The sequence below is a fragment of the Mycoplasma putrefaciens KS1 genome (genome assembly GCF_000224105.1).
Lineage (GTDB): Bacteria > Bacillota_I > Bacilli_A > Mycoplasmatales > Mycoplasmataceae > Mycoplasma > Mycoplasma putrefaciens.
In genome coordinates this window covers 412,133-438,277 of the sequence record NC_015946.1, presented here as the reverse complement: position 1 = coordinate 438,277, position 26,145 = coordinate 412,133, and the positions used below count along the sequence as shown (strand labels likewise).

At 24.1% G+C, this 26,145-nt stretch carries 26 protein-coding genes and 1 tRNA gene; 11 read left to right on the top strand and 16 right to left on the bottom strand.

Annotation, left to right across the window (positions count from 1 at the left end; all coding sequences use genetic code 4):
• The first annotated feature begins 82 nt into the window (after positions 1-82).
• From MPUT_RS01860 to MPUT_RS01840, 5 genes are read left to right on the top strand one after another with little or no spacing between them, the layout of a single operon-like run.
• Complete coding sequence (locus tag MPUT_RS01860) at positions 83-1,912, top strand: ABC transporter permease (protein WP_014035110.1); 1,830 nt, start codon at positions 83-85, stop codon at positions 1,910-1,912.
• 1 nt (position 1,913) lies between these two features.
• Positions 1,914-2,618 (top strand): ABC transporter ATP-binding protein, encoded by a 705-nt coding sequence (locus tag MPUT_RS01855; protein WP_014035109.1) that lies wholly within the window; start codon positions 1,914-1,916, stop codon positions 2,616-2,618.
• Positions 2,596-4,008, top strand: coding sequence for an aromatic motif membrane protein (locus MPUT_RS01850; protein ID WP_014035108.1), 1,413 nt, complete (start codon positions 2,596-2,598; stop codon positions 4,006-4,008). The genes MPUT_RS01855 and MPUT_RS01850 overlap by 23 nt, the downstream gene beginning before the upstream one ends.
• On the top strand, positions 4,001-4,858 hold the full coding sequence (locus MPUT_RS01845; protein WP_014035107.1) for an aromatic motif membrane protein: 858 nt from the start codon (positions 4,001-4,003) through the stop codon (positions 4,856-4,858). Before MPUT_RS01850 ends, MPUT_RS01845 begins: the two co-directional genes overlap by 8 nt.
• A complete protein-coding gene (locus tag MPUT_RS01840) occupies positions 4,845-5,693 on the top strand; it encodes an aromatic motif membrane protein (RefSeq protein WP_014035106.1) in 849 nt (282 codons plus the stop codon). The genes MPUT_RS01845 and MPUT_RS01840 overlap by 14 nt, the downstream gene beginning before the upstream one ends.
• A gap of 57 nt (positions 5,694-5,750) precedes the next feature.
• Here MPUT_RS01840 and MPUT_RS01835 read toward each other — a convergent pair whose 3' ends face one another.
• Positions 5,751-6,896 (bottom strand): alpha/beta hydrolase, encoded by a 1,146-nt coding sequence (locus tag MPUT_RS01835; protein ID WP_014035105.1) that lies wholly within the window; start codon positions 6,894-6,896, stop codon positions 5,751-5,753.
• Between the two features lie 11 nt (positions 6,897-6,907).
• Positions 6,908-7,762, bottom strand: a complete 855-nt coding sequence (locus tag MPUT_RS01830) for a hypothetical protein (protein ID WP_014035104.1) — start codon at positions 7,760-7,762, stop codon at positions 6,908-6,910.
• Positions 7,763-9,218: 1,456 nt separating this feature from the next.
• Between MPUT_RS01830 and MPUT_RS01825 the strand changes: the two genes are divergently transcribed.
• The 3 genes from MPUT_RS01825 to MPUT_RS03580 all read left to right on the top strand — a co-directional run bounded on the left by MPUT_RS01825 (position 9,219) and on the right by MPUT_RS03580 (position 11,787).
• A complete protein-coding gene (locus tag MPUT_RS01825) occupies positions 9,219-10,583 on the top strand; it encodes a BspA family leucine-rich repeat surface protein (RefSeq protein ID WP_014035103.1) in 1,365 nt (454 codons plus the stop codon).
• Between the two features lie 131 nt (positions 10,584-10,714).
• Positions 10,715-10,948: a hypothetical protein gene (locus tag MPUT_RS03585; protein WP_148235953.1), complete on the top strand. Its 234-nt coding sequence runs from the start codon at positions 10,715-10,717 to the stop codon at positions 10,946-10,948.
• A complete protein-coding gene (locus MPUT_RS03580) occupies positions 10,903-11,787 on the top strand; it encodes a DNA recombination protein RmuC (protein ID WP_202944345.1) in 885 nt (294 codons plus the stop codon). Before MPUT_RS03585 ends, MPUT_RS03580 begins: the two co-directional genes overlap by 46 nt.
• Before the next feature lie 132 nt (positions 11,788-11,919).
• Here MPUT_RS03580 and udk read toward each other — a convergent pair whose 3' ends face one another.
• From udk to MPUT_RS01805, 3 genes are all read right to left on the bottom strand, one after another.
• The gene (udk, locus tag MPUT_RS01815; protein ID WP_014035102.1) at positions 11,920-12,552 is read right to left on the bottom strand and encodes a uridine kinase; all 633 of its coding nucleotides are present in this window, start codon (positions 12,550-12,552) and stop codon (positions 11,920-11,922) included.
• Between the two features lie 99 nt (positions 12,553-12,651).
• The gene (locus tag MPUT_RS01810) at positions 12,652-13,134 is read right to left on the bottom strand and encodes a hypothetical protein (protein WP_014035101.1); all 483 of its coding nucleotides are present in this window, start codon (positions 13,132-13,134) and stop codon (positions 12,652-12,654) included.
• A 141-nt stretch (positions 13,135-13,275) separates the two neighbouring features.
• Positions 13,276-14,175, bottom strand: a complete 900-nt coding sequence (locus MPUT_RS01805; RefSeq protein ID WP_014035100.1) for a J domain-containing protein — start codon at positions 14,173-14,175, stop codon at positions 13,276-13,278.
• Positions 14,176-14,344: 169 nt separating this feature from the next.
• Between MPUT_RS01805 and MPUT_RS01800 the strand changes: the two genes are divergently transcribed.
• Positions 14,345-15,187 carry a MurR/RpiR family transcriptional regulator gene (locus tag MPUT_RS01800; RefSeq protein WP_014035099.1) on the top strand — a complete coding sequence of 281 codons (843 nt, stop codon included), beginning with the start codon at positions 14,345-14,347 and terminating at the stop codon, positions 15,185-15,187.
• A gap of 51 nt (positions 15,188-15,238) precedes the next feature.
• Positions 15,239-15,940 carry a TIGR01906 family membrane protein gene (locus MPUT_RS01795; RefSeq protein WP_014035098.1) on the top strand — a complete coding sequence of 234 codons (702 nt, stop codon included), beginning with the start codon at positions 15,239-15,241 and terminating at the stop codon, positions 15,938-15,940.
• A gap of 32 nt (positions 15,941-15,972) precedes the next feature.
• Here MPUT_RS01795 and MPUT_RS01790 read toward each other — a convergent pair whose 3' ends face one another.
• Positions 15,973-16,617 carry a deoxynucleoside kinase gene (locus MPUT_RS01790; RefSeq protein ID WP_014035097.1) on the bottom strand — a complete coding sequence of 215 codons (645 nt, stop codon included), beginning with the start codon at positions 16,615-16,617 and terminating at the stop codon, positions 15,973-15,975.
• 173 nt (positions 16,618-16,790) lie between these two features.
• On the opposite strand from MPUT_RS01790, the gene MPUT_RS03725 reads away from it, so the two are divergent.
• A complete protein-coding gene (locus MPUT_RS03725) occupies positions 16,791-18,071 on the top strand; it encodes a BspA family leucine-rich repeat surface protein (RefSeq protein ID WP_014035096.1) in 1,281 nt (426 codons plus the stop codon).
• Positions 18,072-18,098: 27 nt separating this feature from the next.
• On the opposite strand, the gene mtnN is transcribed toward MPUT_RS03725, so the two are convergent.
• The 10 genes from mtnN to MPUT_RS01735 form a co-directional block, all read right to left on the bottom strand.
• The gene (gene mtnN / locus MPUT_RS01780; RefSeq protein ID WP_014035095.1) at positions 18,099-18,773 is read right to left on the bottom strand and encodes a 5'-methylthioadenosine/S-adenosylhomocysteine nucleosidase; all 675 of its coding nucleotides are present in this window, start codon (positions 18,771-18,773) and stop codon (positions 18,099-18,101) included.
• A complete protein-coding gene (locus MPUT_RS01775) occupies positions 18,763-19,872 on the bottom strand; it encodes a nicotinate-nucleotide adenylyltransferase (RefSeq protein ID WP_014035094.1) in 1,110 nt (369 codons plus the stop codon). The genes mtnN and MPUT_RS01775 overlap by 11 nt, the downstream gene beginning before the upstream one ends.
• A 23-nt stretch (positions 19,873-19,895) precedes the next feature.
• Complete coding sequence (locus MPUT_RS01770; protein ID WP_014035093.1) at positions 19,896-20,801, bottom strand: MSC_0882 family membrane protein; 906 nt, start codon at positions 20,799-20,801, stop codon at positions 19,896-19,898.
• 1 nt (position 20,802) lies between these two features.
• The gene (locus MPUT_RS01765; RefSeq protein ID WP_014035092.1) at positions 20,803-21,069 is read right to left on the bottom strand and encodes a TIGR04561 family membrane protein; all 267 of its coding nucleotides are present in this window, start codon (positions 21,067-21,069) and stop codon (positions 20,803-20,805) included.
• A 95-nt stretch (positions 21,070-21,164) separates the two neighbouring features.
• Positions 21,165-21,908, bottom strand: a complete 744-nt coding sequence (gene nadE / locus MPUT_RS01760; RefSeq protein ID WP_014035091.1) for an NAD(+) synthase — start codon at positions 21,906-21,908, stop codon at positions 21,165-21,167.
• 1 nt (position 21,909) lies between these two features.
• Positions 21,910-23,208, bottom strand: a complete 1,299-nt coding sequence (obgE, locus tag MPUT_RS01755; RefSeq protein ID WP_014035090.1) for a GTPase ObgE — start codon at positions 23,206-23,208, stop codon at positions 21,910-21,912.
• A gap of 50 nt (positions 23,209-23,258) precedes the next feature.
• Positions 23,259-23,585: a hypothetical protein gene (locus tag MPUT_RS01750; RefSeq protein ID WP_014035089.1), complete on the bottom strand. Its 327-nt coding sequence runs from the start codon at positions 23,583-23,585 to the stop codon at positions 23,259-23,261.
• The gene (locus MPUT_RS01745; protein ID WP_014035088.1) at positions 23,578-24,330 is read right to left on the bottom strand and encodes a DUF3196 family protein; all 753 of its coding nucleotides are present in this window, start codon (positions 24,328-24,330) and stop codon (positions 23,578-23,580) included. The genes MPUT_RS01750 and MPUT_RS01745 overlap by 8 nt, the downstream gene beginning before the upstream one ends.
• A gap of 59 nt (positions 24,331-24,389) precedes the next feature.
• Positions 24,390-24,466, bottom strand: a tRNA-Arg gene (locus tag MPUT_RS01740).
• A 58-nt stretch (positions 24,467-24,524) separates the two neighbouring features.
• Entirely contained in the window at positions 24,525-26,141 is a 1,617-nt protein-coding gene (locus MPUT_RS01735; RefSeq protein WP_014035087.1) for a hypothetical protein, read from the bottom strand.
• Positions 26,142-26,145 lie beyond the last annotated feature (4 nt).

Here is a 26,145-nt window from a genome sequence, read left to right as displayed (position 1 = left end):
TACTAAATTCTTAGTTAAATTTTTTCTTTTTTAATTTTCTTATTTATAATTTTTATAAATAAGAAAGAGAAGTGAATCTACAGTGTTAAAGTCAGCTTTTGACTATGCTTTTTTTGCTTTTAACATTATTTTAAAAAAGAAATCATCATTACTTATTCCTATCACTATTGTAATTAGTTCGTTTATTGTTGGACTTATTTTTAAGTTTATCATTACTGACAAATATCATGATTTAGCAAGTTTTTTATACACTTTTTTAATTATTGTAGTTAGTGTTATTTATGGATCGATTAAAGCATTAAACTTGTTCAAAGATCTACAAGCAGAAGGTCTAGAAATAATTACTCTTTCAAAACCAATTTCAAGAAAATCTTTAATTTTAGGTAAACTAATTTGTTTAGCATTTTTTGGCTTAATATGATCAGCAAGTTTATTGGTTTCAGGTTTTTTGTATTTATATGCAACTAATAATTTTGTTGAGATTTTATTAAAATCATTGTTATTATTTATTGTTAGTTTGATTGTTTATTTTTTAATTAGTTTATTTGTTAGTTTATTAAGTTATAAGCTAAGTCAAAAAATCGCGATTACCATTCCTTTAATAGTCTTTATTCCTTTAAGTTTAACAGGAATGGTCTTAGCAAGTAATGTTAGATCAAATCTTGATCAGGCTAGCTTTTTTATTAATCAAAAATATCAGTATCATCATGCAGGTAATCAACTAAATGCTGAAGCTTATTTTCTTAACAATAATAAAGATGAGCTATTATTAATGCCAAATGGTTTTGAAAACAAAGAGTTTAATGAACAGCAATTAAAATATTTAAATGATTTAGTTAAACACACTAATCAAAATTTAAGTTCGTGACAAGTTTATTCTTGAATTTCTATTCCTTATCAATTAATTAATATTTTTAACTTTAAAAATAAAAACTTATTTAACTCTGTTAATAATCACACTTCCAATTTAAGCAACTATCTTTATTATAAAAACTTAGATGATATTTCTTATAATTACAAATTAATTGATAACTTAAAACAAACTAAATATTTAACTAAAAGTTTTGATGCAAATTTTCAAACTAAAATCTTTGCAAGCTATATTGTTCCAGGATTATTAAAAGCACATTCGATTTTTTCAGATCAAACCCAAATTACTAATTATGATGTGATTTATGCACGAGTTGGTGTTGATAAGGTTGAAAGTGATTTTATTGATGATCAAGCTAATTTTTCAAATAATGATAGTAGTTTTGTTGGAAGAATTAAATGAGATAAAGTCTTTCAAGCTTTACAAGATCAGAAGTTTAATCAAATTGCTAAAAAATTTGTTAACCAATTAACTTACCAATTATCAAATAACAAAAAATCTTTAAAACAATTAAATTCTTGATTACTACAAAAAATCTCAGAATATCTTGCCAATCCAAATAGTGAGATTAACACTTATCAAAATTTTAATTTAGACCTTTTTGATCCAAATTCAATAAAACAAGCTAAACTAGGTTCAATTTATGAGCTAGATATTTACAAAGCTGTTTTATTAATGAATTATATTTATTTTAACAATCAAGATTCTTTAATCTATCAAGCTATGATCAAAAATCCTAATGATGAAAATACCTATGCCAATTATCAAATAAGTTTAAAAATCAAAAATCAAGATTTTTTAATAGGTGGGTTTAAAGCTTTTAATAAAACAGTTTTAGAAAAAGAAAAGAAACCAGTAATAAGATATCACTTAGAAAAAAGTGATGATAATTACTTATTTTCTTCAGCACCTAACTTATATGCAATTACAAGAAATCAACAAATAGTAAACAAATATATTATATTTGCTTTATGAATCATTTTAATTGCAACTGAATTTGTATTAGTTTTTAAACTTTATCAAAAAAAGGAGTATATCTAGAATGCAAAAAGTCTTAGAAATTTATAATCTTAGCAAAATTTTTGATCAGTCAAATAGAGGTGTTAAAAATATTAGTATGGTTGTTAATAAAGGTGATTTTCATGCTTTTATTGGTGAAAACGGTGCTGGAAAAACTACAACTATTAAAACAATTATTGGTGCATCTGTACAATACAAAGGTAAAGTTTTAATCAATCAAATTGATATTAATAATCCACTAGCAAGAACTTATTTGGGTTATGTTCCTGAGAGTGCTTTATTTCCTAGAGAGTTAACAAGTTACCAGTATTTAATCAATCTTGCAAAACTTTCAAAAATTGATTCTGAAACTGCTGATTTGAAAATTAAAGCCTTTTTAAAAATGTTTAATATTGAACAGTTAATTAACGAAAAACCAGCAAATTTTTCATCAGGTCAAAAGAAAAAAATTCTTTTAATCCAAGCATTACTACATGATCCTAAAATACTAATTTTAGATGAGCCAGCTGCAAATTTAGATCCCACTGCAAGACATGAACTATTTACTTTTTTACAAAAGCTAAATCAAGAAAAACAAATTGCCATTTTGATTAGTTCACACATTTTATCTGAAATTGATAAGTATGCTAATTCTGTTACTTTAATCCATAATGGAAGTGTTTTATATACTGGAGCTAAACAAAAAAGTTTAGAGGAATTGTTTTATGAAAAAGTTATTACTAGCTAGTAGTTTAATTATTTTTACTGCAATTGGTATTAGTTCATCAAATACATTTAGAGTAAATAAGTTACAAACTAACACAAACTTTAAACTAGAAGAATTTAAAAATAAATTATCTGAAAATCCACACATTAGAACTATTTTAAATACTGTTTTTAAAAACCAAGAAGCTGAAAAACAAAATTATATTTTGTCTCAGGAAAATCGCTTTGTGAATGCTTTTACTGATTTTAAATATGCTTTAACTTCATATCCTTTATTTATTTCTAATACCATTGATGATGAAGTTAATACCCAGTATAGAGAAGTGATGAAAAAAGCTAAAGAAACTATTAAAAATAATTTACATCTTCACTGGTATTGAATATTAAATAATATTAATAAGTTTGCTTTTACTTTTAATCCTTATGCTGATTTTTATACTTCATCAAGTTATGATAAATACTTATTCGAACAAGTGATCAAAAAATTTAACTCTCCTTTAATCAAAATTAACGATAAACAACCATCAGAACTAATAACTATTAATATTAAAAATCTTGACAAAGTTGATCAATACAAAGAAAAACAAGTTTTTTATTTAATTTATGATCAAAATAAAGCTATTAAACTAGTAAAATATCAAACTAAAAATGATAATAAAATAAACATTGAAATGCATCCAGATCTTTTTATAATTTTAAATCACAAGAACATTCAAAAAGAACTTGAGGATTTGGAAAATAAAATTCATCAATCTAGAGCCAATAATCTTGATAAATTTTTAGAAACTGAAAAAGAAAAATTTGAAAATAGTGAAGTTGATCAAGTTCAAAAAGAATTTATAAATCAAGAATATGAGATATGAAAACCAGTCATTGATAAACTAGATTGGAGAATAAAATCAATTTTTAATGAGTACAATATAGGTTTTAAAAAAATAGTTAATGTACTAACTTCTGATTTAAAAACTAACAATGGGTCTGAATCAAAAATTAGCTCAAGTTGAACAAAGTTTAAAAATAATCTTGATAATTTAAAAAATAAAATGCCAAATCAAGAGAAGATAAAAAGCCAATTTATTGCAATTTTTAAAGAACAAGATAAATCTAATGAAATTCAAACCGTTGTTAAAAATTTAAAAACTTATATTGAAAAAAGAACTAATTTAATATCTAACCTTGAAAATAAGATAAACCAATTAAAAGTTAAACCAAAACCTACTTTTCATGAAAACTTAATATATAAAAAATTTTTAAATAGTGATAACAAATTTTATGAATTTTTAGCTATTAATCAATACACTCAATCATTAATAACTTCACTAAATTCAATAAATCAAATAGATAACAAGAAAGAGAATTCTGAGTCTAAAATAAAAATTTTTAGATTTTCACTAAGAAATGTTTATGAATAATAAAAAAGTTATAAAAATTATTTCTATTTTTTCTGCTTTAATTCCGATTGCTTTGGCTATATTTTTATTAGTAGCATTACAAGTAAAAAATGCCAATAAATTAGAACTTAAAATCCCTAGTGGTTTTGCAGTTTATAAAGATGGAAGAGATTCTAAAAAAATAAAATCAGATGAATTTATTAATAACATTATTGAATTAATTTTTAACAACAATCAGATAGAAAAGACCAAATTTTTAAATTCACAAAATAAAGATAAAGAGCAAGAACTATTCAAACAAGTAAAAGATTTAAGTAATAAATATCTAATTAATCAAAAGGAAGAAAGTGAAAGAGAACTAAAAAATTTTTATTCTAAAAATTGATTATTCGTTTTAAAAAATATTGATAAATTCGCTCTTAAATTTACTAAATATTGATCTTTAGATTCGACAGCAAAAGCAAGTCATTCAGAAGATTTTTTAAAAAAAATTAAAGAAAAAGAAAATCGCTCTGTAATAACAAAGCAATTTAAAGATAACTATATTGATAACTTTGCAATAGGTAGTGAGTCTAAACATTTAAGTAAAAATGTTTTTTATATAAGAAAAAGTAATATGTTAATTAGAATGTTTGCTCCTAAAAATAATGCTTCAGCTAATAGTATTGAAATAGATAAATTCATCTTATTTTCAGAAACCAAAACAAAAACAATAGCACTAAAGACTTTAGCTGATATTTTACATACTTCTATTCATCATAATGATCAAAATGGATATCAAATTTTTGAAACTGAATTAATTCAAAAACATGGTTATCCATCACTTGGGATTTTACTTTCAAAGGAAGTTTTAACTAATGAAAAAAAATAACAAAATAGCTATAGTTTCATTTTTAATATTGACTTTTATTATGATTTTATCAACTTTAACATTTTTAGTTAAATACTCAAATAAAGAAACAATTTCAAATTCTAATATTCAAATTGATAAAAAAAATTTCAGTGATCAAAATCAAGACAGATGAGAAATTTTTTTACAACATGAATACATTAATAGGTTGTTAGACCTATCTTTTAAAGACCAAAATAAAAAAATAAAATATATTTCTGAGCAAAAAGTTTTAGCATTTAATGATCAATATTATAAAAAAGTTAAAGATGAATATTTGAACTATGCTAACACTTTTATAATTGCTTATGGGAATGATAATACATACCCAAAAAAACATTATGATGAAAAAGTTGATGAATTATTTAAGCAGAACTGACTTTCAACATTATTTAACTTAAATAGATTTACATTTTTTGCTTATGATGATGACAATCAATTTGCTAAAATAAATTCTCAAAATAACGCTTTAAAATTTGGGGCATTTAGAAAATTAAAAACTAACGAAATTCTGCAATTTGGTGTCTGAAATAGAAGTAATGACACAGATGAAATGTATTTACTAACTTCAGATTATAGTATTTTAAAAATTACTATAAGACAAAAAAATGATAATATTGAAACCTCAATTTTTAACTATGCATTTTTATATTCTGAACTATCAAAAGACCAATTTAAAGCAGAAAAATTTGATATTTTAAAATATATTAAAGCCGAATTTTTAAAAGTAAAAAATCCCAATTCTATCGAAAAGAGTGAAATGAATGAAAAACTTGGAGGAAACCCACTAAGATTTGTTATTGTTGATATTGACTAAAAAACTTCTAATCAAAAATTTTAGAAGTTTTTATTAGCTAGATATTTGAAAAATTAATTAATCTTTTTTATTTTTTACTGAAAAATGAAAGGTTGGTACTTCTTTTATTTCATTGAAATTATTTTTAATAATTTCATCTGTTATATTCATTTTTTCTAATGCTTTTTTAGTAGTTAGATCTTCTTTGATGATTTTGTTTTCAAACATTAAAATTCTATAAACTGTTTGATAATAATGATTTTTTAATGCGAAACAATGGCTACATGAATTATAAATTAAAATTTCATCATCTTTACAATGATTTATACGGTCAATATATAATCTCAAAGTATCAGTGTGTGGGGTTATACTATCATTAGTTCCATGAATAAAAAGAGTTGGAGCACTAGCTGGAATAATATCATATAGTTCATATTTATTAAATAAGTTTAGCTCTTCTTGATCTTGGTTAGTAGCTGCTTTTTGAGCAGCAATAATTTTATTAATGATTTTTCTTGCTAGTCTTTTATTTAAAAGTGGTCTAAACCTGACTCTTCAAGTCTTATATAATAATGATTCCATAGATCCATAAGTTGAATCACTAATAATAAATTTAACGTTACTACTATCTAGTAACTCTTTTTGAGTTGTTGCTACATAGTTAGTAACATAAGCACCCATACTCATACCGAATAAACCTAAACTTTCAACTTGTTCAGTTTCTTTTAAATACTTAACTGCTGCAATCAGATCTCTACTTTCAAATAAACCCATACTTACCACATCAGTTTGATCAGATTCTCCATGATTTCTAAAATCATAAGCTAAAACATTATAACCAAGCTCGATAAAAGCTTTAACATGTATTAATCCTCAATATTTATGTCCAGCAAATCAATGTGAGGTAATGATCCATTTTTTAGAGTCTGGATTTGTGATATATTTTAATCCAACTATTTTTAGATCATCATCAGTTTTAAAAACCACAGGTCTAATTTTATTATCAGAATTTAAAATGAATTCTTCTCTTTTATAAAAATATTTCATTATTTTATTAATCTTATTTAATTCAGAAATTTCACTAACGTATTTTTGATGTTTATTTCTTTTAAATACGGTTAGCGATTCAGCTAATCAATAAAAAAAACTAAAAGGTTTTTTAATTGATTTAAAAAAATTTCTACCTAGTTTTTTTCCTGGAAATGAGGATTTTTGTTTTTTCATTTTTTCACCCACTAACTTTTATAGTTGTTGTTTTTCTGGTTTAAGTTTTTTTGGTCAGATTTAAGTTGATTAGTTTTAGAACTCTTATTTTGATAATTAAAACATAAATTGTTATATAGCATTATATTAATATGAACCACAAGAGTTACTAAAATAGTAATAATAAATAATAAGACCAAATAAACTATACTTGACGAACCAAACAGTGGTTTTTCAAAGTTTAAAAATCCATAAACAAAACGATAATCTTGAATGACAGCCTTTTTATAAATAATGGATCTAACAATTACAAACCCTAGATAAAATAAGGGATAAATATTAACTAGTACTAATTCATTTCAATATTTTGTAAGTTTTTTAAACTGATAATAGCAGGAATTTTGTTCAAAAAAATAAATAATAACTAAAGCCAAAGGAACTACAAAATGTACAACAACAGTAACTATAGTTTGATATCTAGTTCATCTTTCGATTAAAACCAGTTGGTTAGCTAATCTTGTTGTGGTAAATATTAATCCGACTAAAAATCCTAAAAACATAAGAATATTTCAGTTTAAAATTAAGTTTCTTGCAGTTCAAGCTCAATTTGAGTTAGTTCTAATTTTGTCATATCCTAGAATGATAATAGTTAGTCAAATAAAAGTTAATAAGTTAACATGAGTTGTAAAAAATGAGTTCATTGCATCATAACTTAAAATGAAATTATATTTATTATTATCAGTTAAATTTTTGTATCACCCTTCTTTAATAACACCATACTTAATCGCCACAACAAACATATAAACAAGAATGAATAATAAGACTAAATGATAATATCATCTTCAATTTAAATAAAACCTCTTATTAGTGTTTTTATCTATTTTCATGATTTTGATCCCGACTCAAACTTTCTTATCTAAGATTATTTTATAAACAAACTAAGTTTTGTTAAATGCATTAAACCACATTTTGATTTAATTTTTCAGTTATCCCATAGATAATTTTAAAATTTTTTAAAAGTGTAAATTTCGTATTTTTAATTTTAAATACAAATTTATGAATTAGAGTAAAAGCTTAAATACTGTTTATTATGAAATAGAAGACTATTCAAAATCAGTTAATTTAGATCATAATAATTTATTTATTTTTAAAATATTGGCTAAAATTATGCTAAATTTCTCTCATTTTATCGAAAAACTTAATTAAAATAGTAATTTTAGTCTTTAGTATACAGTGGTAGAAATCATAAAGTTACTACATTTTAATTAAAAGAATAACGAGTAACAACAAGTATTTTTATTTAATAACTGTTTATGAAATATTTGATATTTTACAGTTAAAATAAGCCGTTTTTATAGTAAATAGTATATATTTTTAGCATTATGACAGTTTGTTTTGACCCACTATAATTAATCGATTTTTCCTTTCGATTAGGCATTAAATTTTAATTTTAAAACATTATAAAGTCTCATTTTATTTAACATAGGTGAGAAGCAAGGTTTTTACAACTTGATAACAAAAGAATAAATAATAATTAGTTATTGTTTTTATCTTAATTAAATTTGAATCATTCTGATAGTCATTTAATATAGGTTCTTAATAAAATTTTTGCTGCGTATATTTTAAAAGCAACTATAAAATTAATTAAAATTGAATTGTCTCTAAGTCATTAAGTTGAGTTATAAATTTTTATAATATTGACTAAATTTATATTAAATTTCTCTCATTTTATCGTAAAACTTAGATTAAATGATATTTTTTATTTTTAGATAGTTTTTTAAAGCTGTAAGATGTCTATTAACTAAATTGACCATACTTTTTTGTTTTGTTTATATAGTTTTAAAACCAAAAGATACTTTTAAACTTGATAAATTTTTTAAAAAAATTTAGGACATTTATACAATTAGAAAAAATAATGATAGTATATAGATGTACACCTATAAAAACACAAAAACCATAAAAAACAAAAAATAAGGCTAGCTAAGACTAACCTTATTTTTTATGTTCTTGATCTTAGAAATTAAAAATATAGTCTGACAAGCAAACCTTATTTTTTTTACACACCTATTTTTACAGTTCTAAATTTTAATAGATAAATTAATCTATTAGAGTAATAGCTACAAAAAGTAAAATAAGCAACTTAAAAAAGCTTAAAGTGACATAAAGTTAGACTTTTATAAAAAAGATAGATAATATATAATAATTTTATATAAATACTAGTAATTTAAATGCAAAAACTATAAGTAAAAAGTTATTTAACACTTTATTATTGAAAGATAACTTATTTTTAATATATTCATATTTTAAGACTAAAACTAATTTTAAGAAAGAATAGTAATAAATATGGCTAAAAAAATGGGATTATTTTATTTATCAGTAGGGGTGCTAACAGCAGCCGCAGTTTGAGGAGTTAGTTATCCTGCAGTTCGAAACAGACAATTTATTGATCAACAAGAAATTGAACAAAACAAAGACCAAGAAATTGTTTATTTAAAAAGTATCTGAAATGATCACTTTAAAAATAAATCAAGCTCTTTAGACACTAAACAAGATGTTTTAAATAATCTTAAATATGTTTTATCTGAAACTAGAAAGAATTTTCCGATTGAGAAAATAGAATTTAATCAAATTTCTGATGCTAATAAAAATGTGTTGTTTAGTAAAAATTCTGAATATCTAACAGTAAAGTTTAAAAATCATGTTATTAGACTACCATTTGGACTAGTTAACGATTCAAATAGGGCTTTAATTTTTAAAGTTACTGATCAAAATCCAAGAGCTAAAATTAACGAAATCTTTTCTACTTTGGATGCTAATTTTTTAAATAGTGATTGAGAATCATTAAAATATGAAGTTTTACAAGTTGGTTACTTTAAAAATGAAAATAAGTTGATACAAATCATAAAAATGCCATATGAAGTTAAAAAAATTACCAAAAACTTTTCTAAAGCAATTACTAGTTTGCATTCTGCATTTTCTAATTCAACAGCAAATGAAGGATTGAAAAATATTACTGAATGAGATACTTCTAATGTAATTGATATGAGTAGTATGTTTCGTATAGCTAAATCTTTTAATCAAGATATTAGTAGATGAAACACTTTAAGAGTAACTAAGATGCAAAATATGTTTGATTCTGCAGAAGCATTTAATCAAAATATTAATTCAAAACGTGTAACAATAAATAATAAAACTTATATAGCTTGAAGTACTGCAAGAGTTACTGATATGAATAGTATGTTTTTTAAAGCCACTAAGTTTAATCAATCAATTGCTAATTGAAATACTTTTAATGTAACAAACATGAATAACATGTTTAAATTTGCAAAATTATTTAATCAAGACATTAGTAGATGAAACACTTCAAATGTTACTAGCATGCGAGAAATGTTTTACTCTGCAGAAGCATTTAATCAAAATATTAGTACCAAACCTATAATAGCAAATAATATAAATTATACAGCTTGAAGTACTGCAAGAGTTACTGATATGAATAGTATGTTTTTTAGTGCTATTAACTTTAACCAACCAATCACTAACTGAAACACTGCAAAAGTAGCAAATATGACAAAAATGTTTTCAGAAGCTAAAAATTTTAAGCAAGATATTTCAAGTTGAAATGTTTCTAGTACGATTTTGCATACAGATTTTGATAAAGACGCATCACCTGATTGAAAACAAGAGCATAAACCAAATTTTACTAAATAAACTAAAGTCTAGACACGATAATAATGTCTAGATTTTTTTAATATCTAACTTTAATTAAAGAACTTATAAAGTCTATATAGATCTATACAATTAAAAGAACACAGTTTAAAATATTTATAAAAATAGTAGAAATGAGGACTTGCATAAATTTAACTAACGTTTTGTCAATTTGTTTACTTATAGTTGTGATAATTTTAATAGGATTGATTATTTTTCTAGTTAAAAGTAAAAATCATTCTTCACAATTACCAACAAATAATTTTAGTTATGAATTAATTGAAAAAGATTTTAAAAATACCAATAAAAAGATTGAAGACGAATTTTCAAACAAGATGCTGTATGAATCGAAAGAAAAAAAGCGTTAAGTGATTCGCTAAATGAATTAACAAAGACTATCGATAGTATAAAAACAGTATCTATTGAACAAAAAACCAATCTAAATAAAGTAGAAGAAAAAATTGAAACCACTTCAAAAAATTTATCAGATTTATCTCAAATTTTTAAAAATAGTAAGAGTAGAGGTAATCTTGGTGAAATTACATTGGCATGAATTATGAGAAACATCTTAGGTGAAGAAAAAATAAATGGAATTTGACAAACTCAGTATACATATAAAACAGGTGTAACAGTTGAAACAATTATTAAAACTGGAATTGATGATAAAAAAATAGCTATTGACTCAAAATTTCTACTTCAAAATACTGAAATATTATTATCAGAAAATGAAACTTCACTAGAGTATAGAGAAGCGTACAAAAGTTTTAAAAAATCAATAAATAAAATGATAGAGGATTTAAAAGTTAAATATATTTCTCATGAAGAAAAGATTGAAAGTGTAGTTATGTACATACCAAGTCAAGTCATATTTGATTTAATTTTAATTAAATTTAATGATCTTTTTCAAAAAGCCTTGGATTCAAGAGTTTGACTAGCATCACCTACTACACTTCCTGCCATTTTATACTCTCAACAACTAGCAATTAGAGACTATAATATTTCTAAGAATTTGGACCAGATCAGAAAAACAATCATAATTATTGCAAAAAAACTTGAAGAATGAGAAGCATTAAATTCTGAACAGCAAAAACACTTTAATACATATGTAGATAAAACTGAAGAATCATATAAAAACATAAACAAAATAGTTACAGAAATTAACTCTAATGCTAAAAAAATAAATGATGCTAATAACCAATCAAACTAAAATTAACAAGACTAATTTGTATATTTAATTTTACTTGTTAAAGTATAAAAAGATTGTAAATATTTTAGTAGATCCAACTAGTTGGTTTTTTTAATTTAGCGATTTATTCAAATAAAGTGTTTTTTTAAGTTTTTATTCGTTTAATAAATCTTTTATTTTGGTTGCAACAATATCAATAGCAACTTCATTTCCTTCTTTGTAAGGAATAATTAAATCGGCATAACTAATTGATGGTTCGATAAAAATGTCATGCATCGGTTTTACTTCTGTTAGATATTGATCAACAACACTTTCAATAGTTCTTCCGCGTTCATTAATATCTCGTGTTAATCTTCTAATAAATCTTAGATCATCAGCTGTTTTAATAAATAATTTAATATCACCTAAATCACGTAGGTTTTCAAAGTGTAAGGAAAAAATTCCATCTAAAATAACAACATCGCTTGCTTTAACAAATTTAGTTTGATCGGTTCTGATTGACTCGATAAAATCATAAACTGGAATAGTTATATCTTGTCTTTGTTTTAGTTTATTTAAATCCTGAATCAGTAAATCTATATCAATAGAATTTGGATGATCAAAATTTATTTGCTTTCTTTTATCAATAGAAAGATCCTTAAAATCTTTATAATAGTTATCCATTGATAAATGTGAAACAGATTTATCTTTTAAAATTTTATTAGCAATTCTATCTGCAACAGTGGACTTACTACTAGCACTACCACCAGCAATTAAAATAATGCTTACATTCTTATTTTTTCGCATAAAAACTCCTGTATTAATTCTAAACATATAGTAATTTTAACACTAGATATAATTTTACATCCTAGCAGATAATTTTGAATTAAAAAATAGAGCATTGCTCTATTTAGTTTCTATTTTTTCTTCTTTAATTTTGTCTTGTTTGTCATTTGTTTTTTGTCTTTTTTGGTCTTTATTTTGTTCATCAACAATTATTGACATATGAGTTTTAGATGAGTATGTAATTCCTACAAGATATAAAACAACAATTCCAATACCTGGACCAACTTTTCCTGCATTCTCTGCAGCAATAAATAATGGTACAGCAATGATTAATAATAAAACAGCAAAAATTGTGATTATCAAGTTAATTATTGTTAGTGTTTTTTCATATTTTCTAGCTTTTTTAGAAAATGTTAGAACTGTTGGAATTATTAAACTAATTCCTGTCAAAATAAACCCAACAACAGCTAACGCATAAGGAGTTGTGTGTTGTCCTAAAACGTGTAAAGGCTTATCTCCTGCATATCCAAATGATTCATTAGCTATTATAACAAGAATGAACAGAAAAAGTGACGACAATAAATTAATAAAGTGTTTTTTCATTTTTTTGTCCTCCAATGCTTAGATTTTACCTTAATAAGATTACTTTTTCAAACTTTATAACTTTAGAAATTCGCTTTTTAAGTTGATAATATTTAAGCTAGTAATTGTGCTATAGTTTTGAATAAATTTAAGTTTTTTCTTTTAAATATTATTATTTTTTTTAGATTTTAACAAGTTATAAGCATTGTTTAATTTCTGCATCATTTCTTCGGCAACAGGCTCATTTTTATTATTATCAGGATGATATCTTACAGCTAATAGTTTGTATCTTTTTTTGATCTCATTTCAACTAGTATTGTTAGTTAAACCTAAAAATTCCAAGGCTTCTAACTCGTTTTTGAAATTTGATCGAAAAATAAGATCATTATTTAAAAAATCATAAAAATTATTTTTAGTTTGTTTTAATTGTTGATCTTTAAAAACCAATAATTCAAAAGTTTGATAAATTTCTTCTAGTAACTTTTTAGTTGAATCTAAAAAACTTTGTTCAATTAAATTTAAGATATTTGTCAAATTATTAGTTAATTTATCTAGTTTTGTTTGATTATTTTTTGATGAATCTAATAATAAATAAACATTAACTATATTCGAAATAATATTTAGTAATTGCTTATTAGTTATTTTTTTAAATAAGCTATATAAATAAAACAAGTAATCTCTAATTTTTATTTGATAAGCTCGTTTGTTAACTAGGTTGTTTTTTGCATCAAATAGTTTATCAATATTAGTTCAGAATAATTTGTTAATGGTATTAGAAATAAAAGTTGTAGTTAATTTTAATTCTTCTAGTAACTGATCATCTAATTTCAAATTGTTAAGTTTTATAAAATCAATGGTGTTAAAAAAACTTAATCTAAAGAGATCAGTTAAATATTCACAATAATTATATGAATCTAAGTTAATCATTAAACTATTATCATTAAGATCTGAAACTATTTTGCTTAATTCTTGTTGATCTTTAAATTTAATTAAGTTTATAAAAAGAGTTTTTTGATATTTATTAAAATTTTTAGTCTTTAAAATTACATCAAGTTTGTTCATAAAAATACCTTTGAAATTTATTTTATTATAGATATCTTAAAATAGTGAAATTATTAAAAAATCATACTTAATTAGGACTAGTTTTGAACTAGTAAGTACTTTGTCAGCTTAGTAAGTACTTTAACAATCAAGTATAATATAATTAAACATCTAAGAAAGTGAGCTTATTATGACTTCATTAATTAAGAGTTTAAAAAAATACGCAGATTTAAAAAATGATTCAGGAATTTGTTTATTTTCTAACTTTTTATTAGTTCAAGCTATTGAAAATCAGAGATTTCCATCAATGAAAGAAACTAGTGATCAATGCCATGTTAGTGAGTCATCAGTAACCTTATTTTCTAAAAAACTTGGATTTAGTGGTTATCGAGAATTGATTTCAAAATTAAAATTTGAACTAGCTTATTTATCTGTTAATGAGATTGATAATGAAATTAATCAAGCACCAGAAAATAAACTTGAAGAAACAGTTTTTTCAAGTTATATTAACAAGCTTCAAGAACATATTCTAAGTTTAAAACCACAACTAAATAAGATCTCAAAATTAGTTGATAAATTTTATGATGCTGAAAAAGTCCATTTATTTTCAGGTTATGTTTTACAAAAAGAACTAAATTGGTTAAATGATTTTTTTGTTTTAAATGGTGTGAGAGTAATTGAACAATTTAACATTTTTTCAGATTCATTCAAATTACATGAATTAAAAGCTAATGATTTAATTGTTATGTTAATGGGCGATGATAAAGAAATTCCTTTTTTTGAAACAATTTGAGGCAGTATTCCCGATGAATTTAAATCTAATTTATTTATTTTCTCAATGTCAGAAATACTAAGCGTTAATTTAGCTAAAGCTCATAATCTAAGTTTAAGTTCTTTTATTAATTATGGTTGAAAGTATTATCAATTATTTGAACATAGTGAATCTATTTTCTTAAAATATTTATTAGACCAACTAGCTTATTTAATTAAGTGAAAAAATAAGCAGTGTAAAACTCAAAACTTTAAAAATTAACAAATAAATTAGTATTCTAATATTAAATAAACCAATTTCTTAAGGATCAGCATGAAAATTAATAATACCTCAAAAAAGAGCACAAAAATCATTAAAATATTAAACTCAATTTTTTATTTCTTTTTAATTATTACTTTTTCAATTAATTTTGTAATTTATTTTCGACCTTTTTATTATTGACAAATTAAGAGTTTAAATATCCAACAAACTTCAGGTTATGATTATCAAACGATTAAAACAGCATATGATTCAATAATGAATTATCTGACATTATTTGCTGATTATAGTGTGGGATCATTAAAAAGTTCAGCTGAAGGTCAAGCTCACTTTAATGATGTCAAAATATTATTTATCATCTGCTTAACTGTCTTTTTAATCTCATTAATAGCTGTTATAAGTATTAGTTTTTATAAACTTAAACATAAAGCTGAATTTCAAAATACAAAATTTACACAAAGTTTTTATGCTTCAATTAGTATCATTATCTTTTTTGCTGTTATAACAATTTTGTCAGCAATTGATTTTAATAAAGCATTTGTAATATTTCATAAAATATTTTTTATAGGTAAAGATAATTGGCTTTTTGACCCAAACCAGGATGAAATAATCAAAATACTGCCTGGTGAATTTTTTAGAAATTGTGCAATATTTGTCTTTGTTATTATGTTTAGTATTAGTTTTTCAACCATTATTTACAATATAATTAGATTTATAAAATTAAAAGCTAAAGCTAAAAAGACTGCTATTGTATAACTCTAGCAGTCTTTACTTTTTTAAAATATAACTTAATTAGATTTTTGCTTATCAATTTTTATGATTCTATCAGCAATTTTTTTAGCATAACTCATTGAATCATCACTATTAGCATCAACAACTCAAAAAGGTAGAATTGATTGATATTTTTCATACCAAATTTGATAATTTTTTCATAGATCGTATCAAAATTTCTTTTCAGTATCTAATTCTTCTTTTCTATTGCGTTTTTTGATGCGTTCAAATGATTTTTGATAATCCACTTTTAAATAAATGACTGCATCAAATTTAAAAAGATCTTGAGTTTGATCAGTTAAATTAGCGATCACACAACTTGTAAAATAATCTTTAAATACTTGATAATCAACTTGATTTAAGCGTTTGTAATCATAATCAGTTTCTACAAAAACCATCGAATCTAAAAATGTTCGATCAAAAATAACGTCTTTGTTTTTAGCGTACTTTTTAATTGTTTTGAATCTATCAGTTAACATTCATAGATCTAGTTTATAATTTAAAGATTCTAAATCTGGGTTAAGATCATTATACGCTTGGTCAAAATAGGGAGAATTTAAATTTTCATCAACAAAAAAATAGTCTTCAGGTAATAATTTTTTTAAATTAGAAATCAAAGTAGTTTTACCAGCTCCTGTAGTTCCAAAAATCGCTATTTTCATAAAACCCCCATATTAATAAATATTTTAACAAACTATAACTTTATTTGACTAGCTAAGATTAAGTTTTCAAGTTCTAAAATGTTATTTATTTAAGTTAGTTATTTTCAAATTAACTATTTAATAAGCTAGAATTCATTTTTTTTACTAATACTTCAATTGAAGGAGTGAAAAAAGTGAAGCGAATTATAAAAGAAATAGTTTTTCTTATTTTAACTATATCAAGCCTAACGGTTATCTTTTTAGTTACTTACAATCAAAATAAACAGTTTAAAATAACTGAAAATGTTAATAAAGTTTTAGATGACCAGCCACAAAAAGATACTAATAAAAATAAAAATTATTTAACTGATCAACAGAATAATCAAGATGCCAAACCACAAACTAGAAATGAGCAAGACAATCAGCAAAGTCAAGACGAAGGTCAAAATATCTATGAAATGACAGAACATGAAAAACAAGAGATTAAAAATGAGTTAGAAATTGATCAGAATTTTGAAAAAATTGCTCAACAATTAGAAAAATATCAAACCCAAGCTACTTTAGATCTAATTAATGAACTAAGAAGTGATTTAAGTGATCAACAACATAATAAAAAAGCTGTTTATAGTAGTGATATGACTGAATGTCTAGAAATAGGATATCATTGAAATCCACAGACTCAAGACATTCAAATAGATAAAATGCCAATAACTATTAAAAAAGTTCCAGATTATTTGCCTTGACAAATTTCTTCACTGTTTGAAGCATTTGAAGGAAATGTTAATGAAAAAATCTCAGGACTAGAAAAATGAAATACTTATTATATTACAGATATGCAAAGCACATTTAAAAACACCTTAAAGTTTAATGGTGATATCAGACATTGAAATACTAGCAATGTTAGAAATATGAAAGGTACTTTTTCGTTTGCTTATAAATTTAACCAACCAATTGGAAATTGAGATGTTGCAAACGTCATTACTATGAGTGAAATGTTTTATCGAGCTAAGTCATTTAATCAGGATCTAAGCAGATGAAATGTTAAAAAAGTTAACTCATTATCTCAAACATTTGCATTTGCATTTTCTTTTAATAAACCATTAAATTGAAAAGATAAAGTATCAAATGTTTTATATATGGATAATTTGTTTTATAATGCTTGAGTGTTTAATCAAGACTTATCAGAATGAGACACTTCTAATGTAATTGATATGAGTGGTATGTTTAATAATGCTTTGGCTTTTAATAATGCTGGTAAACCTTTAATAACAAAACCTGTTTATAAACAAGATGGTGCTTCATATCGTAGTTGAGTTATTACAAAAGTCAAAAAAATAAATGGTATGTTTATTGATACAAAAAGTTTCACACAAGACTTGGGCAAGTGAACATTTAATCTTAAAAAACCCACAAATATTAATTTTTTTACAAATCTTGATCAAATTAAAAAAAGACCACCTAAATGAATTGATTAGATTTTATAAAACTATTAAATAAAGTTTTTAATTAAATAACTTTAAAATAATTTGAGAAATAATTTTTGAAGCGTGATTAATAAATTCGTTAAATTGTAATGAATTTTTTTCTTCTGAAAATAACACATCACTAATTACTTTGATAGAAGTAATTTTTTTATTAAATAAATAAGCTGTTTGTAAAAAGCTTGTACATTCCATATCTACAACATCAATTGTTTGTTCAAGTTTATTGATAAATAAATCAATCTGTTGTTGATTATTAATAAAAATATCAGCTGATGCTATATTTACATACTTAAAATTTTTAAGTTTGTTTTCTATTGATTTATTTAAATCTTTGTCTGTTTGATAAAAATTAGTCATTTTAGGAATTTGACCATAACTGTAATTAAAAGCAGTAGCATCAGCAGCTGAATATCAAGCATTTTTAACAATAACTATATCTTGTTGTTTTAGATTTTGATTTAAAGACCCACATGTTCCAATATTTAAAATAGTATCAATATGATATTTTGATAAAAGATAACTTAACGCAATACTAGCATTAACAAGTCCAATACCAGTTATAGCAAATAAAATATTTTTTGCTTGATAAACTTTTACAATTGAGTTATCTTCGATTAATTCTGCTGATCAAGTAACAATAGCTTGCTCTAATTCTTGATACATTGCGCTAATTATTAGTTTTTTATTTTGCATAATTTTTACCTAAAAAATGATTAACAGTTTTAATTAAATTTGATCCTATATTATTTCTTCCGTGTTTACTTACAGCAAGTTGATATTGGTTTTTTAATAAAAGTTTAAATCCTTTCATCAAGTCTGTAAAACAAAGTTCTCTGAATTGTTCTACATTATCATAAGTTCTTTCTGAACTAATTTTATCTGCACAAAAAACAACAATGTCTAACATTGTCATATTTTCACTACCCACAGTGTGATTAAAAACCGCATTTAAGATCTCTTGATCATTAATAAGTCAATCATATTTTAAATGTAAATAACCTGTATAAGAATGTCAAACTGGTTCGGGCTCATTTAAAAGTTCTGGTAAGTATTTTTGAAGATAATTTTGTGTTTTTTTTTGATCTCATCTTTTGGTAATGTCATGCAATGTTCCAGCAACTAGTGCTTTTTTAGAATCAAGTCCTCATTTTTTAGCTAACTTGCTAGCCATTTGTCCAACATTTATACAATGGATGTAACGTTTGTGATCCATTTGAGATTCTAATCTTTCATATAAATACAACAGATTGTTGTTGACATAATCATTAATCTCAGGAATTTGCTTATCAAGATTTTTTAAATTTCTAATATCTGTGGAACGTAAATGATTATTATCAAATTCAAATAACTCAAGATTGTATTTTTGAAGTATTTTTTTATTATAATTTTGATCACGTTTAAATATTTTAAATTCAATAACTTTAATTAGTTGCTCGAAATTATTTCATTCTTCAAATTTATCTAGCTGATCAGAACCCATAATAAAACAAAACTGATAATCTGAAAAATTATTAATAAAATGTAAAACAGTTTCATAAGTGGGAACTGATCTGTTTTGTTTAATTTCAAACTCACTAACTTTTATAAAATGATATTTATTTTTAATAATTTCTAACATTTGTAGTCTATCATGAATTGTGCTATTTTGCTTGATTTTAAAAGGATTTAAAAATGTTGGTATTAGTCAAACTTCATCAAATCCTAAGTTTTGATAACAAGATTTAGCAATATTTAAATGATCTGTATGAAAAGGATCAAAGCTACCTCCAAATAAAGCTATCTTTTTTTTCATTGTATTATCACCTTAATTTTTGATTATAAAAAACTTCAAAGTGGCTTATCAGTTCGTCTTTTTCTAATTATTAAATATGGGATTATAACTGCAAATAACACAATAGCTAATATGATAAAAAAAATAATCATAGATAGTCTTTTTGCTTCTTGTTTAAGTTGTTTGATTTCTTCAGCATCAATTATTTCATAACCATAATATGAAATAATATTTCCTTTTCTTCATTTAATTGAAATTAACGAAACAATATGAAATAGTAACACAATAGCTAATATAACACCTAAAACAATAATTTCAGTAATGATTTGTTCTTTATTTTTTAATTTAAGAATTTCATTGACTCCAAACATAATTCCTATGGCAATTGAACCATACAAATAAACAGTTCCACAAAACCAGTTGATATAAATAGGACGTTTTATTAACAAACGAAACTGTTTAATTAAAAAGAATGGTATTGTATCTTTTCCTAATAATAAGTTTATCTTATAAGTTCTGACACCTATTATTAACTGTTTATATTCAATTAATTGAATGATACAAATAATCAAACCAATTGCTGCAACAAATCCCATTACAATTGGATTAGGAATGTATTTTTTAGGAATTTTAAAAAGGTTAGTTTTTTCAAAATCAACAAAATGGAGAACTAAAAAAAATGTACCTGCCACAATTAAAAAGACACCTATCAATTGAATTGCTAGAATCTTATATTTTTCCATTCTAATTTCTTTGGCAATCTGACTAGGCATTTCAACTTCATCTAATGCTTTTTTTGAAAAATTAGACATTGAACGTCTCTTTTTATAACGTTCAGATCTTGGAGTTTTATCATTTTTTTTAAGCTGTGTTTGTTGAACTTCTGAGTTATTAGCATCATTATAATCCAAAAGATTGTTTGAACTAAAGATCGCTTGATTCTGATTCATGCTAGTCACCTTCTTTTTGCAGATCTATTTTTTCGTGTTTTAAATCATTGATTATTGAGATGATCTCATCATCAATAAGATTTAGTTGTTTTTGTAATTCGGTTTTGATAACTTTTTGGTTATTTTTTTTTCTTCTGATCAAGACCAATAAAATCCCTATATAAATAAGCATTGCAAGAGATCCTAAAATCCCAAATATTAGCAAAATAGTTGAAAAAGGTATTGTAATATCAAAAATTTCAATCACAAAAATACTTAAAATTTTCATCTTTTTCACCTATCTTTATTTACTAATATTTTAACACTCTAAAAAAACGTAACTAAAATTTTGCTTTTTATCAAATAATAAAAAACTAGTATCAACTAGTTTGATCTGTGATATGGTTTTGGAGCTTTAGCAAGCATTCTTTTATGTTGACTAGTTTTATGTAAATAATCAATTCTTTTTTTAATTTTGGCATTTGAAATATTTCCTAATAGATATTGATCTATTTGATCATAACTAAAACCAATTTCAGCTTCATCAGTTTGGTTTTCTCATAACCCTGCAGTTGGTGCACGGCTAATAATAGTATCTGGAACATTTAGTATTTTGGCTGCTTGTTTTACTTCTGATTTTAATAAATTAATGATTGGAACAAGATCAACTCCACCATCACCATATTTAGTAAAATAACCAATATGTCATTCATCTAAATTATCTGTTCCTAAAACTAAGTATTTTTTAGTTTGAGCTATAGTATATAAAGTTGTCATTCTTAATCTTGCTTTAGCATTTGAAAAAGCTAACAAGCTAGGTTCTTGATCAAAATTTTTAAAGCTTTGTTTAAAAATATCAAAAGTTGGTTCTAAATTAACTTCAATATTTTTTAATTGAGATTGTTCAATTAATTGTTTGACACAATCATAATCTTGTTGGCTTGATTGAATTGGCATTCAAACAGTCAGATAGTTATCAGGAAAGGCTTTTTTTGCTAAATTAGCTACAACAGCAGAGTCAACTCCTCCACTAATACCAACAATAACTCCATTTGCTTTAGCTTGTTTAACTGTTTGTTTGATAAATTTTATTAAATAATCTAAATATTTTTCTAAATTACTTTTCATATTAGTCTACTCACTCCAATTCATAATCAAAAATTTTAACAAGATCATTTTTTTTAATTCCGCGCTCTTCAAGCATTTTATAAAGACCAGTTTTTTTTAATCTTTCATTAAACATTAATAAATTATCATCAGTTCAAATAGGAAACTTTTGATAGATTTTTAAAATAGTCTCACCCGATACTTCTCATCGACCATTTCCCTTGTTAAAAATTTGAATGTCTGGTTTATCTTCTTCAAAAGTATAAACAACAATTTCATCAGTATCTTGCTCGTCTAATTCTCACAACGGAGCATCTTTAGCTGTTTTTAAAACCTTGCTAATTTCAAGTAGTAATTGATCAATATTTTTTTTCTTTAATCCTGAAATTTGCACAGTATTTTTATCTTTAAAATAATCTAAAATTTTCTGATCCATAAGATTTAGTTGTGCTTCATCTAAATCCATTTTATTAAAAACAATAATCTCTGGACGTTTTTCCAAATTTAGATTATAAGCAGTTAGTTCATCTCTAACTAGTTGATAGTTTTCAATCACATCTTCTGATCCATAATTTCCTGACATATCTAAAACATGACAAATTACTCGACATCTTTCAATATGTTTTAAAAATTGATGTCCAAGACCTTTTCCTAGACTTGCTCCTTTAATCAATCCTGGTAAATCAGCTACAATAAAAGTATCACCGTTTTTTGCTTTGGCAACTCCTAGTTGTGGGTTTAAAGTAGTGAATGGATAATCAGCAACCTCGGGTTTAGAGTTTGAAACAGCTCTTAATAAGGTTGATTTACCGGCGTTTGGCTTACCAATAAATCCTACATCAGCTAAAACTTTTAATTCGGCTTTTATTTGTCATTCTTGGCCTGGTTCACCAGCTTCAAAAATAGTTGGAGCTTTGTTTCGTGAATTTGCAAATCTAGCATTTCCTCTTCCCCCTTTTCCACCTTTAGCTATTAAAACTGTTTTTTTCTCATGATTAATATCAGCTAAAATTTGACCAGTATTTTTATTAAATAACACAGTACCAACAGGGACTCTAATAATTTTATCTTCACCTTTAGCACCATGCATATTTTTAATATCTCCTTTTTTTCCATCTTCAGCTTGATATTTTTTTTGTAGTTTTAAATCTAATAATGAGTGCTTACCAGTATCACCTTGAATATAAACTGAACCACCATCGCCACCATCGCCACCATTCGGACCACCGTTTGGAACAAATAATGCATGATGAAAACTAACAGCACCATCGCCACCCTTTCCAGCTTTAATAACAAACTCTGCACTATCTACGAACTTCATATCAACACCTCACTTATATTATTAGTAATTTTATAATAATTAGCTAATTATTAACCGTCTTGTTTAGTTGAGTTTTCAAGTAAACTATTTCAACAAACTGCACATAAAAAAGTTGGGATTTTTTGTTTAAAATTACTTGCTTCTAATTGATCTCATTTGATAAGTTCTTGTTTAACTATTTGTTCAACTTCTATGTCTGATAATTTAAGATTTTGTTGTTTTAATAATCTACCAATTGGAATGGGACTATCTTTAAAAAGAAATTCAATTTCTTGACTATCACATAATGAGCAAGTAATTTTAAATGCTCTAATCATTAAATCATTATAGTCGTTAAAACTTTGATAGTTTTTAGTGTCAAAATTAATGTTATTCATTTTTCAGAGCACCACTTTTTTTAATAGTATTAACTAATTGTTCAACTTTTTTATGATCAAATTTATAGTGATTAATAAGTGTCGTTAAATCACTTTTAATGCCAATAATTTGATAAACAACATCAACTACTGCTATAGCAATTTCAACAACATCTTCTAGTTTGACATCAGGAAAGTTATCAAAATAAAAATAATATAAAACTTGTTTTGCCATAACAATAAAACTTGGATTTTTATCAGTAATTATCTTTGAAATTAACTCTTCAATTTCTAGTAGTTTTTGATCAATATAATTAAAATCAATCTTAACTGGATTAATTAAGTATTGTTTATTTTTAATAACTTTAAAATCAAAGTCAAATTCTAATTCAGCTAAAGTCATTAATAATAAGGTTTTGTTTTCATTTTTATTTTTTTTATCGATTAAAAATTGTTTGATATCATCTAATAACAATTTGATATTTATAGTTTTTAAATGTTTAAAAGCCAATAGTTGTTGAAGATAATCATCGGAATTTAGCAATGATTTGATTTTGTAAAAATCATAACTTTCAGTTTTTAGATTTAGTTGTTCTTTTTGTTTATTTCTAATAACTTTTAATAACTTTAAAAGTTTTTTTTCTACATCAGTTGGAATATAAGGCATAGAAAGTTCGTTGTTAATTAGTTTTAAAGCGTTTTCATAGTTTTTTTGATCTATCGCATCATTAATATTTTCTAATAGTTCATCATAAAAATTTTTCATAATGTTTGCTTTCTATAATAAAAAATTCATGCCTAAGCATGAACAAATTGTTTTCGAAGTGGTGCCCACGAGAAGGCTCGAACTTCCGACCTCACGCTTAGAAGGCGCGTGCTCTATCCAACTGAGCTACATGGGCATAGCAATTACATATATGAATATATCATAATCATATATGTAATTAAATGAGTTTTTAGCTAATTTTTAAAATTTTCTAGCTTGTTAATAATAAACAAAGTATCGATAAAATCGTCTTTATTTTTACTTCTTTTATAACTAGATAACAGCTTATTAATCTGAATGATTACAGCATCAATTTCTTTTTTATTATAAAGAGCTACTTTCTTTTTATAAGGACCAAAAGTAATAATGTAGTATTTCACTAACAATTCTCAAGAATAATTAAATCTCTTAGCAGTCACTGGTGCAACAGCTAACATTAGTGAAATAATTCTTAACATAATAGTTAGTTGAGATTTTTTGTTATTTAAATCTTCAAGCAAATATTCTCTGTTAAATAGTTCTTTACTAGTTTTAGCATTTAGATCAATTTCATCAATATCATTAGTATCATATTGTTTTTGATAGCGATTTTGCTGATCAAGTTGATAAATTTGTAGCGAAGAAACAATTGATAATTTTTTTTGACTAATTAAGAAATCTCCGATTAAATGGTGATCTTTTCTAAGCATTTCAATTACTTTTAAATAACTTGTTGTAAATAAAGCATAAGTTAAAAAATCTTGAATTCTATCTGAATCACAAACAAATCTAGCATAATCTTTGATTTTAGCAATATGCTCACCAATTTTAAAATGATCAAAATCTTTAATAATGATTGGAGATAAAATTCGGTTTGTAGTTTCTTTTTCTGATTTTGAAGTAAAGATTTGATAAGTAGCTGATTCATCAAATCTCTCATCAAGATGATTGTCATTTAAAAATAGTTGAATGTAATTAAATAATGAATAAAATAAGTCTTTACCATCTTTTAAACTAGCAATATTTTTAATCTTTTCTTTTAAAAATAAAGCTGTAAGTTTTGATAATTGAAATAACAATTTATATTTTTTATCTAATGAAAATGATGATCAGTTTTCATATTTAAAATTAATTATAAAAGTATTGAATTCTTCTTCATATTTTAAATTTTCAAGATCTGATTTATAGTAATTAGCTTCTTCTGGGGTCAGCGGCCTTCCCACATTAAAAGTTGAAAGAATCTTTTCTTTTGTATAAAAATTCTTAATATTATTAAACATTTCTTTATGATTAGTAATATTTACAATGATCATTGTAACCAATAAAGGATAAGCAGATCCAAAATAAATAATTTTGTCATCATTATTTTCAGTTAAATTATAGACGTATTTATATTTTCTAGCTAATTCAAACAAAATCAAAGATAATGCGTGATGATTATTTATTAAATTTTGATAATCAATAAATAGTTTGTCTTTAATGTAAGGTAATACTATATTAGCAAGAATAAATGAAATTTCAGATTTATCATAGTTTGTTAATTGTTCACCATATAATGATTTTTTCTTAGTTTCATGATTTAGGTGCTTAAAAAATAGTTGATAATTTTTAACAATATATTCAGCAATCTCATTAATTTCAGATAGATCAATATAGCTAAGTGATTCAGATTTTACGTTTTGTAGGTTTAATACACCAAAATGTGCAATATCAAAAACTTCATCTATTTTTTCTTTTAATGAAACTGTTAAATTTTTAAAGTTACTATTAGAAAGAAGTTTATTTTCTTCATTAAAATAAGTTCAATAGATTGAGTCATTTTTAACAGACATAACA